The organism is Ardenticatenales bacterium, from assembly GCA_020634515.1.
Classification (GTDB): domain Bacteria; phylum Chloroflexota; class Anaerolineae; order Promineifilales; family Promineifilaceae; genus JAGVTM01.
On record JACKBL010000006.1, the window covers coordinates 141,273 to 155,950 of the forward strand.

The 14,678-nt window shown below is 59.2% G+C and carries 10 protein-coding genes; 8 read left to right on the forward strand and 2 right to left on the reverse strand.

Annotated features, from left to right (window positions below; translation table 11 throughout):
- Positions 1 to 108: 108 nt before the first annotated feature.
- Positions 109 to 2,886, reverse strand: coding sequence for a DNA helicase RecQ (gene recQ, locus H6650_16530; protein ID MCB8953612.1), 2,778 nt, complete (start codon positions 2,884 to 2,886; stop codon positions 109 to 111).
- 53 nt (positions 2,887 to 2,939) lie between these two features.
- Here recQ and H6650_16535 point away from each other — a divergent pair, with 53 nt between their 5' ends.
- The 4 genes from H6650_16535 (at position 2,940) to H6650_16550 (ending at position 8,035) form a co-directional block, all read left to right on the forward strand.
- On the forward strand, positions 2,940 to 3,515 hold the full coding sequence (locus H6650_16535) for a hypothetical protein (GenBank protein MCB8953613.1): 576 nt from the start codon (positions 2,940 to 2,942) through the stop codon (positions 3,513 to 3,515).
- Positions 3,516 to 3,621: 106 nt separating this feature from the next.
- Complete coding sequence (locus H6650_16540; protein MCB8953614.1) at positions 3,622 to 4,182, forward strand: plasmid pRiA4b ORF-3 family protein; 561 nt, start codon at positions 3,622 to 3,624, stop codon at positions 4,180 to 4,182.
- Between the two features lie 125 nt (positions 4,183 to 4,307).
- Positions 4,308 to 6,059: a DEAD/DEAH box helicase gene (locus H6650_16545; protein ID MCB8953615.1), complete on the forward strand. Its 1,752-nt coding sequence runs from the start codon at positions 4,308 to 4,310 to the stop codon at positions 6,057 to 6,059.
- Positions 6,060 to 6,214: 155 nt separating this feature from the next.
- Positions 6,215 to 8,035 (forward strand): hypothetical protein, encoded by a 1,821-nt coding sequence (locus H6650_16550; protein ID MCB8953616.1) that lies wholly within the window; start codon positions 6,215 to 6,217, stop codon positions 8,033 to 8,035.
- An 87-nt stretch (positions 8,036 to 8,122) separates the two neighbouring features.
- Here the strand turns inward: H6650_16550 and H6650_16555 are convergent, their stop codons facing one another.
- Positions 8,123 to 8,854 (reverse strand): GntR family transcriptional regulator, encoded by a 732-nt coding sequence (locus tag H6650_16555; GenBank protein MCB8953617.1) that lies wholly within the window; start codon positions 8,852 to 8,854, stop codon positions 8,123 to 8,125.
- A 734-nt stretch (positions 8,855 to 9,588) separates the two neighbouring features.
- Between H6650_16555 and H6650_16560 the strand changes: the two genes are divergently transcribed.
- The 4 genes from H6650_16560 to H6650_16575 all read left to right on the forward strand — a co-directional run bounded on the left by H6650_16560 (position 9,589) and on the right by H6650_16575 (position 14,634).
- Entirely contained in the window at positions 9,589 to 10,785 is a 1,197-nt protein-coding gene (locus H6650_16560; protein MCB8953618.1) for a BMP family ABC transporter substrate-binding protein, read from the forward strand.
- A gap of 207 nt (positions 10,786 to 10,992) precedes the next feature.
- Positions 10,993 to 12,564 (forward strand): ABC transporter ATP-binding protein, encoded by a 1,572-nt coding sequence (locus H6650_16565; protein MCB8953619.1) that lies wholly within the window; start codon positions 10,993 to 10,995, stop codon positions 12,562 to 12,564.
- Entirely contained in the window at positions 12,548 to 13,681 is a 1,134-nt protein-coding gene (locus tag H6650_16570) for an ABC transporter permease (GenBank protein ID MCB8953620.1), read from the forward strand. The genes H6650_16565 and H6650_16570 overlap by 17 nt, the downstream gene beginning before the upstream one ends.
- 2 nt (positions 13,682 to 13,683) lie before the next feature.
- A complete protein-coding gene (locus H6650_16575) occupies positions 13,684 to 14,634 on the forward strand; it encodes an ABC transporter permease (GenBank protein ID MCB8953621.1) in 951 nt (316 codons plus the stop codon).
- The last annotated feature ends 44 nt before the right edge of the window (positions 14,635 to 14,678 follow it).

A 14,678-nucleotide genomic window follows, 5' to 3' on the forward strand; every position in this document is an offset into this window, starting at 1 on the left:
GTGCCTCTCTTTTAATCCCGGTTGGTAACTACCAACGCTCTGTGGAGATTGGACCCATTTCACGTGCTCAATGACCATTTTCACCAGAGAAAATTGGTCCACTCGAGCTTAGCCGTTACCCCGGTTGTTGAGGACGTGGTGCAGGCGCAAGACGTGCAGCGCCTCGTAGGGGACGGTTTCGCCGAGGGTTTCGTAGACGGGGCGGAGAAAGTCGGGACCATGCGCGGCGAAGGCCGCAAGGGCGCGCTGTTGGTCGGCGGCGGAGACGTCGGCGTAGGCCAGCAGGCTGTCCGGGCGCAGCGTCTCGCCCGCGCGCGCCGTCTTCCACAGATGGTCCAGCAAGGTGCTAAATTTGACCTGGAAATGGGCGGCCAGGTCATCGAGGGAGCTGCCTTCGTTCCACATTTCTACTACTTCTTGCCGCCGGCTGCGCCCGTTGCCGCCGCCGGAGCCGGGAGCGGCGGGTCTGCGCTTTTCTTCGATGCCGCGTTCGGCGCAGTAGGTCCGAATGATGCCCAGGAAGCTGTCCGCGTACTTTTCGAGCTTGAGCGCGCCCACCCCGTAGAGGGTGGCGAACCGTTGGTTGGATTGCGGATAGTAGGCGGCCATTTCCACCAGGGTGCGGTCGGAGAAAATGACGTAAGGAGCAACGTTGGCTGCATCCGCCAGGGCTTTGCGATGCGCGCGCAGCCGCTGGAAAAGCTCCGCGTCATGAGGCAACGCGGCGGTGGTCTCTCGTCGCGCGGTCTCCATCATCATGCCCTCGACATTTTCGCCACGAAAGACGGCGTACGCTTTGGCGGTCAGTTTCAGACTGCCGTAGGTGGGATCCTGTACCAGCAAACCTTGTTGGATGAACTGCCGCGCCAGGTACTGCCACTCTTTCTTGCTGAATTCGCCGCCAATGTTGTAGGTCGAGAGCCGGTCGTGCCCCTGGGAGAGGACGCGGGTGGCGCGGGAGCCACGCAGCACGTCGATAATGTGGTTCGTGCCGAAAATTTCGCCCGTGCGCTTGACGCAGGAGAGGAATTTTTGCGCGGGAATGGTGATGTCTACTAACGCTTCCGGCGCGGTGGTGCAGTTGTCGCACATCTCGCAGCCGTCTGCCGCGAAGGTTTCGTTGAAGTAGGCGAGCAGGGGGCGGCGGCGGCATTCGTTGGTTTCGATGAAGCCGAGCATGGCTTCCAGGCGTAGTCGCGCGCCGCGCTGCTGCGATTCCGCCTGCTGGCTGATGAAAAAGTTGATGGTGTTGACGTCCTGGTAGCTGTAGAGGAGGAGGCAGTCGGCGCGCAATTCGTCTCGCCCGGCGCGGCCAATTTGCTGGTAGTAGCTTTCCAGGTTCTTGGGTAGATCGACGTGCAAGATGAAGCGGACGTTGGATTTGTTGATGCCCATGCCGAAGGCGACGGTGGCGACGATGATGGGGGTGTCGTCGCGGGTGAACTGGCGTTGGTTTCGTTGGCGGGTGGCGGTGTCCATGCCGGCATGATACGGCAGCGCATCCCATCCATGACTTTGCAACTGCGCCGCGAGATCGTCCACCTGCCGCCGCGTGGCGCAGTAGATAATGCCCGATTCATCCCGGTGCTGTTGGAGGAACGCCAGCGTCTGCGCCACGGTATTTGTCTTTGGCTCCACCGCCAGGAACAGATTTTCGCGGTCAAAACTGGCGATAAATTCGTTCGCGTCGGCAATGGAGAGGCTGGTCTTGATGTCGTGGCGCACGCGCGCGGTGGCCGTGGCGGTGACGGCCAGGCAAACGGCGTGCGGCAGGCGGCGACGCACGCTGATGAGCTGGCGGTATTCGGGGCGGAAGTCGTGCCCCCATTCGGAGATGCAGTGGGCTTCGTCGATGGTGAGGCAGTCCACGCGCACCTGCTCCAGTAGGAGTAAAACATCGGGGCGCAGCAGGGTTTCGGGGGCGGCGTAGAGGAGTTTGACTGTGCCGGCACGAATCTGCTCCACCGTCCACTGATACGCGCTGTAGTCCAGGCTGCTGTTCAAGGCCACGGCGGGGATTCCCGACTCGCGCAACTGCGTCACCTGGTCCTCCATCAAGGAAATCAGCGGCGACACCACCACGGTCAGCCCCGGCAGGAGCAGCGCCGGAAGTTGATAACACAGGGATTTGCCGCTGCCGGTGGGCATGATGGCCAGGGCATCTTGTCCATCGAGTACGCTGGTGATGATGTCTTCCTGCAATGGGCGAAAACTGTCGTAGCCGAATATCTGGCGCAAAAGGGTGGCGGGGTCGTGGGGAAATGCCGGCAGCGGTGGCAGTCCATCATCCGGAAGAAACGGCGCGGCCGGGTCCCCGGACATCTCCGCCAACGGCGCCTCGTAAAAAATAGTCCCATTGTCATAATCGGTCAGCAGCCAACTCTCGAACTCATCCCCAAACGGATCGTCCGGCATGGGCGGCGGCGCGGAAACCGCCTTCTGCTCGATAATCTGCCCGGATTCGTCAATATGGCGCACGGGAATCTCCAAACCATCTAGCGTGCGACCAATGACCTGGGCACGGCGGCAGTGCGCGGGGTTTCCTTCACGGCACATCAAGGCCACGCGCCGTTGCTGCTGAAACGCTTTTTGCAGACGGATGATGCCCTGTTCATAATCGTTTTCTATGCCGGCATTTGGGTCGCCCCCATTGCAAGCACCGCCGAGTGTGTGCCCCATAAAGACGTAGCGGATGCCCTGGCTTTCCAGGCTTTGACGCAGTGCCGATTGGCTATAAGTAGTATCGTGCGGTGCTTCTGGTTGGCTGCGGATGTCGATGAGATATTGAATCTGGTGCGTGCGCAGGTCGGTCAGGAGCGCGTCCACGCTGCGCTGGCCGTAACCGATGGTGAATATGGGCGTGGTGATTGTATTGGCGTTGTTCATGAGGTAAATTATAGGGAGTGGGTTAATTTTGCCAAAATGGATGGTGTTTGGGAATGGGTGAAGATCTGGATTTGACGCAGGAAATTGAAAAACGGTGGGGAAATGCCGGCAGCAATCCCAAAGCGCGGCGTTACATTGGCAAATTTTGGGACCGCACGCGACGCGGATCCCTGATCAGTGGTATGGTCCAGGGAAACCATGGGAACTATCACGTCTCAATCGAGTTGTATTCTGCCGGCATCTCCTCCAGGTGTAGTTGCTACATTGGCAAGCACGGCTACTGCCACCATTGCGCGGCCCTGGGGCTGACATTCCTGGCGGAGCCAGAAAGCTTTGCGGTTGTTGCGGATGTCGTCGTAGAGGCAGACCAGATCGTCACCGATGTTGTCCGCGACCTCGACACTCTCCAGAACTACCTGAACGGGATGGCCCTGGCTGATTTGCTCAAAAAAATGCGTCAGAAAGGCATCACGCAGAAGGCGTTTTGCGCGGCGGTGGGCATGAGTACAGGGCACCTGTCCACGCTCCGGTCCAGCGAACTGCGTAACCGCCGCTTTCATGAACTGGGGGCGACCAAATTAGCTGTTCTATGGGTACTGGAAAACATGGAGACAAAGGACAAGCGTTGACATACCTAAAACCCCACGCGATCCATCCGCCCCACAACTTCCCGCCTTGGAAGACTAACTTCTCTGGAGAAGATGACTCTCTAACAGACCATGGAGGAACAAGGACATGGCCGCAAAGAAGATTTACCAATTCAAAATAACGCTCAGAGACATCCGTCCGCCAATCTGGCGCCGCTTTCAAGTACCCACCGACATCAACTTTTATGAACTGCACCAGATTATACAAACGGTTATGGGCTGGTATGACGCCCATCTGCATCAGTTTGACCTGGGCGGTTTCGTGATCACGGACGCGGAAACGCTGGCCGAAGGTTGGGACGATGGCGCAAATGAAAAAAGAGCAAAGTTGTCTGCTTATCTTACGCACGAGGGGCAGAAGATACGTTACGAATACGATTTCGGCGATGATTGGCAACACGACCTGCTGCTGGAGAAAATCCTGCCCGCCGAGCCGGACGTGCATTACCCGCGCTGCCTGAAAGGGAAGCGCGCCTGTCCGCCAGAGGATTGCGGCGGGGCCTGGGGGTACAGCGACATGCTCGAGTCCCTGGCGGACCCGGAGCATGAAGAGTACGAGATGTACGCGGAGTGGATAGGGGAGGATTTCGATCCGGAGGAGTTTGATCTGGACGGTATCAATGCCGGCCTGGAACGGTTCCGTAAGTAAGCGTCTATTTGGGTTTCGGCATTCTCGTGCCCCACAAAAACGAGTCTCTCAACCGCTCTGGGAAAGTGCGTCGCATCTGAACAGTTCCCATCTTCTCGTGAACCGTGTGCTATAATGGCGTCCGTATGACAAAAAGCATCAACCCCACTATTCATTTGCAGCCAGGAGCCGATGCCGTCCTGGGGGTCGTGACCCGACAACAGTTCCTCACACCACAAGCGTATCGTCTGCAACTGGCAGCGGCGCGAATGCTGCTCATCGGCGGCTTTGACGAACTCATCTGCCTGGAAAACCTCAACTTCGATCCTTTCCCCTATCAGGTGAAGGCAGCGCAGGCGGCACTGCGTCGTTTTCGTGGGCGTGGCATGTTGTGCGACGAGGTGGGGCTGGGCAAGACGATTGAAGCCGGCCTGGTGGTGAAAGAGTATTTGCTGCGCCAGATGGTGGAGCGCGTGCTCATTCTCACCCCGCCTGGCCTGGTGGAGCAATGGCGAGAAGAGCTGGCGCAAAAGTTTTCCCTCACCGATTTTGTCACCAACAGCGATGAGGCCTTCCGCGTGGCGGGTGACGACGCCTGGGCCAAATTTCCGCGCGTCATTGCTTCGATTGCCGCCGCGCGATTGACGGGGACACGTCAGATTATTACCAGCCTGAACTATGATCTGGTCATCGTGGACGAGGCGCATCATCTGAAAAACCGGAGCAGTGTTACCTGGAAGTTCGTCAATGACTTGCAGAAGCGGTTTATTTTGATGCTGACGGCTACCCCCGTGGAAAATCGGCTGGAGGAGTTGTACAACTTGATCACCATCCTCAAGCCGGGGCAGTTGAGTACGCCGCAAGAGTTCCGCCGCCAGTTTGTGGTCAAAGGAGACCCGCATTCGCCCAAGAATCGTGGTTTGCTGCGGGAGTTGATGGCGGATGTGATGATTCGCCACAGTCGCGGGCAGGTGAATGTGAAGCTGCCGCCGCGGCGGGCGCATACGGTGCGGCTGACGCTTTCCCCAGAGGAGCAAAGCCTCTATCGGAATGTAAGTGATTTTGCGCGCCGGGTTTTGCGAGAGGGGCGAGATAGTGGTATGCGTAAGCTGACGTTGGGGATTTTGCAGCGGGAGGTTGGTAGCAGCCCTCTGGCGGCTTCTCAGACGTTGCAAAAGCTGGCCGGGCAACCTGCCTGGAAGGCGCATCAAGCTCGTTTGCAGGCTCTGGCGGAGGAGGCCGCGGCGGTGAGCGGGTGGTCGAAGGCGGATGCTTTGCTGCGGATTTTGCGCAGCGCGGGCGACGATAGGGTGTTGATTTTTACGCATTTTCAGGCGACGTTGGATGCGCTGGGGGAACGATTGGCAGATGCCGGCATTGACTACATCCCCTACCACGGCGGCCTTTCCATTGCCCACAAAGACGCCGCCATTCGCCAATTTGAATCAGAAGGGCGCGTCCTGCTCTCCACGGAAGCGGCGGGCGAAGGGCGCAACCTGCAATTTTGCCACATCATGGTCAACTTCGACCTGCCCTGGAATCCGCAGCGCATTGAGCAGCGCGTTGGCCGCATCCATCGCGTTGGTCAAACCAGGCAGGTGGAAATCTTCAACCTTTCCGCCCAGGGAACAATTGAGGATTATCTGTTGAACATCCTTGACCGCAAGCTGAACATGTTTGAACTGGTTATTGGCGAGATGGAAATGATCCTGGGCTACCTCACACAAGAACAGGATTTTGAGGAAATGTTGCTGGAAGTATGGCTTAACAGCGCCGACGAAACCGCGCTGGAGACCGGTATGAGTGAACTGGGCGAACGTTTGCTGGTCGCCCGCGATACCATGCGACGGGTGCAGACATTCGACGACACCCTGTTTGGTGAGGACTTCTCCGCCTGATAAGAACTGGCGCTGAAATCAGACTCACAATGCAGCGCCAGCTTGAAGAAGCGGCAAGGAAATGACTTCGTCATCTTCTTTAATTCCCGCGCCTAACGGTCCAAAAAAGTGAGAATGCGTGGTAACGAATCACTTCTACTTTTACCTTTTACTGCATGAGTGAACTAGAGCAGTTTGTTCTCGGATATTTGCAGGAGATAGGCAGCATTGTGGAGCCGCCTGCCTATGGGGTCTATGAAGTGCTGCTGCCAGAGGCGGCAGCGGCGCGCTGGCGCACGTCGGCCTATTTGCGCCTGGCGTTTCAGGAGACAGGTCGGGAAAACGTCACTCTTCTCGGTTACAACCATCCGCTGGTCGAGCAGATGGTACAGGAAGTATACGGTCATGCTGCCGCCAGTCATGTGTATGTTAATGGCCTGCGCCTGGACAAAACAGGTGTGGACGATCTGGCGCTGCGGCATTGGGTGATCTTGAATGCACGCGCCCAACCGCAGTTGCGCAAGACCGTTGCGCGTGTGCGTGGCACGTACATACGCTTCAATTTCAAGGCCGCCATCCTCAGCGATGAAAAGCAAGAGCGGTTGGTGTCCGTGTTGATGGACGCGCACACGGGCAGCCACGTGCCGGACATGGAACGGATCGAGTTGCGAGCCACGGCCGTCACGGCGGACGACACGCTGGCATCACTGCCGGACGCGCCGATGCGCTGGCAATCGCCCGATGGCGCGGTGCTCAAGTCGCCGCTGGCGGAAAACACGCTGGCGGCGCTGCTGCCACGAGTGCAGGACGTTATCTTGCAGCAAATGAAGACGGATCTTGACGTGCTGCAAAAGCGCGTCAGTCGCTTCCGCCAATTGGATGAGGCACGCCTCACCGACTACTATGACAGTCTGGAAAGGGATTTGCGGACGCGGTTGCTGAACGCCTCGCCTGAGCGTCGCCCCGGCTTACAGGACAAGCTCACGGCTGTACAGACGGAACGGGAGCATAAGCTGACTGACCTGGCGGAGCGGTACCAGGTGCGGATTAACCTCACGCTGCTCAATGTTCTGGTGATTCAGCAGCCCAAGCTCATCCAGGCCATGCAAATTGCCAACCGTAGCACGCAAACGGCTGTTTATGCGGTGTGGGACCCTTTGTTGAATCGGTTGGAACCACTGTACTGCCAGGTGTGTGGAAAGGCCGGTCAGCGCCTTTACCTGTGTCACAATGGGCATCTGGCGCATGAGGATTGTCTGGCTCCCGCGTGCATTGATTGCAAGCGCGTTTTCTGCCGCAATTGCGCCGGTGACGTGGGTGTGTGTGACGTTTGTGGGGAGCCGTTATGCCGGCATAGCCAGGTACAATGCCCTCAATGTAAGCGACATACCTGCCAGGCGCATTTGGGCATGTGCCATGCTCAAGATGGTCAACCTGTTGACCTGACTGCTCAGGCCGCTCCCCCACCGACGCCCGCCCCGCCCCCTCCACCGCCAACGCCCCCCGCGGCCAGCGTGTCTGGCAAAGGGAAACGGACGCCCGCGGCAAAACCCAAACCCAGATCCGTGCCGAAATCAGCACCTTCCGCCATACAGTCCAGAAATAAAGCGTTGTCCCTGGAGGTGGTGATCAATGAAAGGATGATCAGCGCGCTGGTTCTGGGAAGGCGGGGGCGGCAAATTGCGTTGCGCCAATGGGCCTTTTCTCCAGAGGATGGGGGCATTTTGCGCCATTGTCAGTGCGAGAAGGAAGAGGCCTGTCGTGCCGGCAACGTGGTCATTCGTCCTTTTGAAAGATGGATGATTGAGAGTCAAATGAAGGGCGAACTCCTAGACTTCGCGGCGGAATACGACCTGGCGGTAGATCGGATCCGTTATTATGGCTTGACCGCGTTCCGCCGGGAGCGTTACGCTTTGCCCCAGTTCGAGTTGCCTGATGTATGGAAGGATGAGCAGGCCTTGCGGCGGTCGCTGGAGGTTTTTGCCCAACTGGATTGAGCGGCGCGCCTCAAGTTTCCCGGGCGTCACGCTCGCCCCCGATACAAACCGCGTTCCTGTCGCCTCAGCCTAGTCATGCCGGCGCCATCATCCCCAGGCCTGCACCAGCCGCAGTTTCAACACGGTGTGGTCGTAGTAGCTCACCCCCATCACCAATGGCTTGTTCAGCTTGTTGTAGAACCGTTCCTTCAATCTCAACAGCGGTTGCCCGGCCTCTCGTGCCAGGATGCCAGAGAGCGTTTCATCCACCAGGGCGGCCTCAATGTCGGAAATCGCGTAAGCAATTTGCTCCTGGCAGTAGGTTTGTAGAATGCGGTGGATGGGCAGATTCCCGTCCAGCTTTTCCCCGTCTATTTTGAGGAGAGTGGCGGGGAAAACGTTGGTAGCGAAGATGACCGCCCGGCCATCGGCGTGGAAGAGGCGCACGAGCGAAACAACTTCCTCATTCAGACCAATTGCCAGTACGTTGCTCTCGTCGCCGGTCGCCGGGCGGCGTTCAATCGTCACCGTGCGGATAGAAGGGCGATAACCGTTGGCTTCAATCAGTCGTGAGAAATCCCACATACCCCCGTACCGGTTGTCGATGTCCCTTATGCGCTCGTTGACGTAGGTTCCGTCCCCCTGTTTGCGCAGGATCAGTCCTTCGGCGGCGAACTTCGCCAGCACTGTGCGCACCGTCGTGCGACTGACGCCCAATTCCTGGGCTAATTCGCTTTCCGAGGGCAGGCGGCTCCCCGGAGGGTAGGTGCGATCATGGATGCGCTGGCGCAATTCCAGGCTGACTTGTTCGACAAGAGGTTTTGGGCGCTGAATAGGCATGTTCACCAACCTGTTGCAACACAATTGTTGGACCATTGTCATTTTACCATTCTCCTTCCTACGATCAACAATCTACGAATGATGGCGAAGAGCGGGTCGTGCCGGCATAAGGGCGCATCCGATAATAGGTTTGGATTCACACCTTCCTGGAAGGTCTTTTCAGGCTAAAATGCCGCATTTATGAGGCAATTTTGGAAACGGGCCAACCTTCCAGGAAGATTCTTCCCGAAATCTCGTTGTAGGTCTAAGGTCCATCGCGCGCCAGCGTCCTGTTTTGGGGGAGATGGATATTTGTCAGTCGCGCGGGATTATGGTAAAAAGATATGACGATTGCCGACCTACTAATTTCAGTGGATTGGACATGCGTAATCCCACCCATTCCTCCCAAACTTGTGCCTCGCAGTGTTTTTGTTGGCAGTGCCGGCATTTCCCCTCCCCCCTTGTACTCCTGCGCCCAGGAAGGCTGCTCGCCGACCCGGGCGCTTGTGTTTTTCCACTGGCAAACGAGAGAAAGCAACGTGGGAACGGCGCGCCGCCATCAATGACAACATCTTCCCGGAAGCTGTTCCCCAGGGCAATCATCCGTGACGAAGCTTCCGGGAAGATCATTTTTGGAGGAGACTTCATGCGCCGCGGCACACCGTCATCAATGACAACATCTTCCCGGAAGCTGTTCCCCAGGGCAATCATCCGTGACGAAGCTTCCGGGAAGATTATTTTCGAAGGAGAATAAAATGAGCAAACGAACTGGTTTTTGGATTTTTGTTTGGGTCATGCTGGTGCTGACCTTCGTCATTGCTGCCTGCGGCGGTTCCACCAACGAATCTCCAAGTGGCAGTGATGAAAGCCCTGCCGCTACCACCGGCGGCGAGCAGAATGCCGGCGAAGACACCATGGCCGCGGAACCCATGAAAATCGCCTTCATCTACGTTGCCCCCATTGGCGACCTGGGTTGGACCTGGGCGCATGATCAGGGCCGCCTGGCCCTGGAACAAGAATTCGGCGATAAGGTGGAAACCTCCTATGTCGAAAACGTGCCCGAAGGACCGGAAGCCGAGCGCGTCATCCGGGACTTTGCCCAAAAGGGTTATGACTTGATCATCACGACCTCCTTCGGGTACATGGACCCCACGATTACGGTCGCTTCCGAATTCCCAGACATTCAATTTATCCACGTTTCCGGCTTCAAAACGGCCACCAATGTTTCCACCGTCTTTGGCCGCATGTATCAGCCGCGTTACCTCAGTGGCCTCGTGGCCGGCGCGGCCACCAAGAGCAACATCATCGGCTACGTGGCCGCCTTCCCCATCCCCGAAGTGATTCGCGGTATCAACGCCTTCACCCTGGGTGTGCGCGAAATCAACCCAGACGCCGAAGTCCGCGTTGTCTGGACCAATACCTGGTTTGGTCCGCCCGAGGAAAAGGAGGCGGCGGAAGCCCTGCTGGCGGCAGGCGCGGACGTGATCACGCAGCATCAGGACACCACGGAACCGCAGAAGGCGGCAGCCGACGCGGGCGGCTACTCCATTGGCTATGACTCCGACATGCGCACGGTCGTCGGCGACACGGTCCTCACCAGCCCCATCTGGCACTGGGGCGTGAAGTACATCAGCATCGTGCGGGAGTTGATGGATGGCACGTACGATCGCTCAGAATCCTATTGGGGTGGACTGAATTCTGGCCTGGTGGACCTGGCTCCCTACTCCGATTTGGTCTCCACCGACACGCAGGCGCTGGTCGCCGATAGGCGGGCCGTCATCGAATCCGGCGACTGGGATGTGTTCTGCGGCCCCGTCACCGGGCAGAACGGCAACCTGATTGTGGAAGATGGCAAGTGCCTCAGCGACGCGGAAATGTTGAGCATGGACTATTTTGTGGACGGCGTGGCCGGCGAAGCGCCGGCGGAAGCCCCCACGGGTCTGGGTCAATAGACCGCGCCACTGACGAAAATTGATCTCAACTTTCAGATTGGTTCATTCTTCGAGAATGGACCAATCTGGGGGAGACCGAGATGACGAGGAACGCATTCGTAACTTGTCCTTCGTCCTTTCCATAAACAGGCGAATTTCTAATTCGCCCTACAGCGTGTTCTTGAAGGAGGGAATATGGCCGAGAATGCCCACCCGATTGCCGTAGCCATGCGTGGGGTGACGAAACGCTTTCCGGGGGTTCTGGCGAATGACCGCGTCAACCTGGAAGTGCGCAAAGGGGAGGTTCATGCCCTCCTGGGCGAGAACGGGGCCGGCAAAAGCACCCTCATGAGCGCCCTCTGTGGCCTCTACCAGCCGGATGAGGGCGAGATCTATCTGGCCGCACCCGACGGCGAACTGCGTCTGGCGGCCATCCACTCCCCGCGCGCGGCCATTGAGGCCGGCATTGGCATGGTACATCAGCACTTTAAGCTCGTCTCCACGCAGACGGTGGCCGAAAACGTCATCCTGGGACTGCGCGGCGTTGGCTTCCGCCCCGATATGCGCCGCATCGCGCAGGAGATTCGCGCCCTGAGCGAGCAATACCATCTCCCCGTAGACCCGCACGCCTATATCTGGCAACTTTCCGTGGGTGAGCAGCAGCGCGTAGAAATCTTGAAGTTGCTCTATCGTGGCGCGGATGTTCTCATCCTGGATGAACCGACGGCGGTGTTGACGCCGCAGGAGTCGGATGAGCTGGGGCAGGTGATGCGTGGCATGGTGCAGGAGGGCAAGGCCATCATCTTTATCAGCCACAAGCTGGATGAGGTGATCGCTTTTGCGGACCGGGTGACGGTGCTGCGCGATGGGCGCAATGTGGCCACGGTGGATGTGACGCCAGAGATGAGCAAGAAGGACCTGGCGCAGTTAATGGTGGGGCGGGAGGTCGTTTTTCGTGTAGACAAAGAGGAGGCGCAGATGGGGCCGCCGGTGTTGGAACTGGAGAATGTGACGGCGCTGAATGATAAGGGATTGCCGGCATTACGTAGCGTCACACTCACCGTCCACAGTGGGGAAATCCTGGGCATCGCCGGTGTTGCCGGCAACGGCCAGCGCACCCTCACCGAAGTCGTCACCGGGCTGCGGGCCACCACCACCGGGCGCGTGCGCCTGCGCGGCCGGGAAATGACCAACCGCTCTTCCCGCCGCTTCATCCAATCCGGCGTTGCCCACGTCCCCAGCGACCGCCTGGGGATGGGCCTCGCGGGGAACCTGCCCGTCAGCGATAACCTGATCATGAAGGCTTACCACGATGCGCCCATCGCCGCCGGATTTGTGCTGCGCAACCAGGCCATCGTCAACTTCGCCAACAGACTAATCGAAGCCTTCCAGGTCAGCACGCCTGGCGTGGACACCCCGGCGCGCATGTTGTCCGGCGGCAACCAGCAGAAAGCGATCCTGGCGCGGGAGATCACCGCCGGGACCAGCCGCGCCGGTGGCGAATCTCCGCTCATGGTCGCCGCGTATCCCACACGCGGGCTGGACGTGGGGGCGATTGAAACGGTGCGGACCACATTGTTGCAACAGCGGCGCGAGGGGGCGGCTATCCTGCTCATTTCCGAGGACCTGGAGGAATTGAAAGGGATCAGCGACTACATTGCCGTACTGCACGGCGGTGAAGTGATGGGTGTCGTGAACGCGGCTGAGGCCACGATTGAAGAATTGGGCTTGATGATGGCCGGGGAAAAATCAGGCGGGCGCGGGAAGCCGGTGGAGGAACGTGATGGCCGTATCCCTTAAGCTAGAAAAACGCCTACAAGTCTCACGCCAGGCCACGTATCTGGTCCCGGTCGTTTCCGTGGTCTTGGCGCTGCTGTTTGGTGCGCTGCTGCTGGCGTCGGCCGGCGCGAATCCCTGGGTAACGTACAAGGCGATGCTGGCGGGCGCGTTTGGCACGCCGGCGCAGTGGCGCGACGGCCAATTTTTCAGTCTCGTGGAGACGCTGGTAAAGGCGATTCCCATCATGCTCACCGGTTTGTCCGTGGCCATTGCTTTTCGTATGCGCTTCTGGAACATTGGCGCGGAGGGGCAGTTGGTGATGGGGGGCGTGGGCGCGGCGGCGGTGGCGCTGTGGTTTCCCGTGTTGTTCCCGTTTTTGCCGGAAAGTTTGTGGGTCTACCTGCCCCTGATGGTGCTGGCGAGTATTTTGCTGGGCGCGATTTGGGCGCTCATCCCCGCCTTGCTCAAGGCGTACTTGCGCGTCGATGAGATTATCACCACGCTGATGTTGAATTACATCGCCATCCTGTTCTACCAGTATCTTTTTAACATTGCCTGGAAGGACCCACAGGGCTTTGGCTTTCCGGGGACGGCCATGCTGCCGGAGTATACGTGGCTGCCGCGCATTTCCGGGCGGCTGCATTGGGGGTTGGTGTTGGCGGTGGTTGCCGGCATTCTCGTCTGGTTCATCATGGACCGCACCCGCGCCGGCTACGAAATCCGCCTCATTGGCGAAAACCCCAACGCCGCCCGCTACGCCGGCGTGAGCCTCATCTACAACATAATCCTGGTGATGCTCCTCTCCGGGGGGCTGGCGGGGTTGGCGGGGATGTCGGAAGTTGCCGGCATTTCCCATCGGCTCCAGCGTGGTCTTAACGTCGGCAATGGCTTCACCGGCATCATCGTCGCCTGGCTGGCGAAGCTGCACCCCATGGCCGTCCTCCTCGTAGGCGTTCTCCTCGCCGCCCTCTTCGTCGGCGGCGAGCAGATCCAGATTTCCATGGGGCTGCCCGCGGCCATGTCGCAGGTGCTACAAGGGGCCATTCTCTTGTTTGTTTTGGGCGGCGACATTTTCAGCCGGTATCGCTTGCGCGTCGTGCGTGCCTCGGCGACGGGCGACGCGGCGGTGGAGGGATAGTTATGGACCTGGTTGTATCCATTCTGGCAATTGCCATCGTCGCCGGGACCTCCCTGGTTTATGCGACGATTGGCGAGATTTTCACGGAACGTGCCGGCATTCTCAACCTGGGCATCGAAGGCATGATGATCATGGGAGCCGTCAGCGCCTTCGCCGCCGCCTATCACACCGAAAGCGCCTGGGTTGGCGTCCTCGTCGCCATGCTCGTTGGCGGCCTGCTCGCCGCCATTCACGCCTTCCTCACCATCACCCTCCGCGCCGACCAGGTCGTTTCCGGCCTCGCCCTCACCCTCTTCGGTACGGGACTATCCAGCTTCCTCGGACAGCGCCTCGGTCCTGATGGCGGCCCCCTTGTCGGCCTCGTCGGCCCCCGCTTCCGCGAAGTCTCCTTGCCCGGCCTCAGCAACCTGCCCTTTTTCGGCCCCACCCTGTTTAACCAGGACCTGCTCGTCTACCTCATGTACCTCTTCGTGCCCATCTGCGCCTTCTTCCTCTACAAAACGCGCCCCGGGCTGCATCTGCGCGCCGTCGGCGATAGCCCGCAGACCGCCGACGCCATGGGTATTGACGTATTCAAGCTGCGCTACCTCTACACCATCTTCGGCGGCATGTTGGTCGGCCTGGGCGGGGCGCACCTCTCCCTGGCCTACACCCCCGGCTGGACCGAAAACCTCACCGGCGGGCGCGGCTGGATCGTCATCGCCCTCGTCATCTTTGCCACCTGGGACCCCTTCCGCGCCGTCCTCGGCGCGCTCCTCTTCGGCGGCGTCAACGCCATCCAGTTCCGCCTGCAAGCGTCGGGCACGACGATTCCCGCCAGCCTGCTGAACATGACGCCCTACATTCTCACCATCCTCGTCCTCGTGGCGATCACCTGGTTTGAGTCCTTCCGCAAGCGCGTGGGCGCGCCCGCCTCGCTTGGCCTGCCCTACATGCGCGAAGAACGCTCCTGATACCTTCCCGGAAGCTGTTATGTGACGCTTTTGGCCGGAAACCA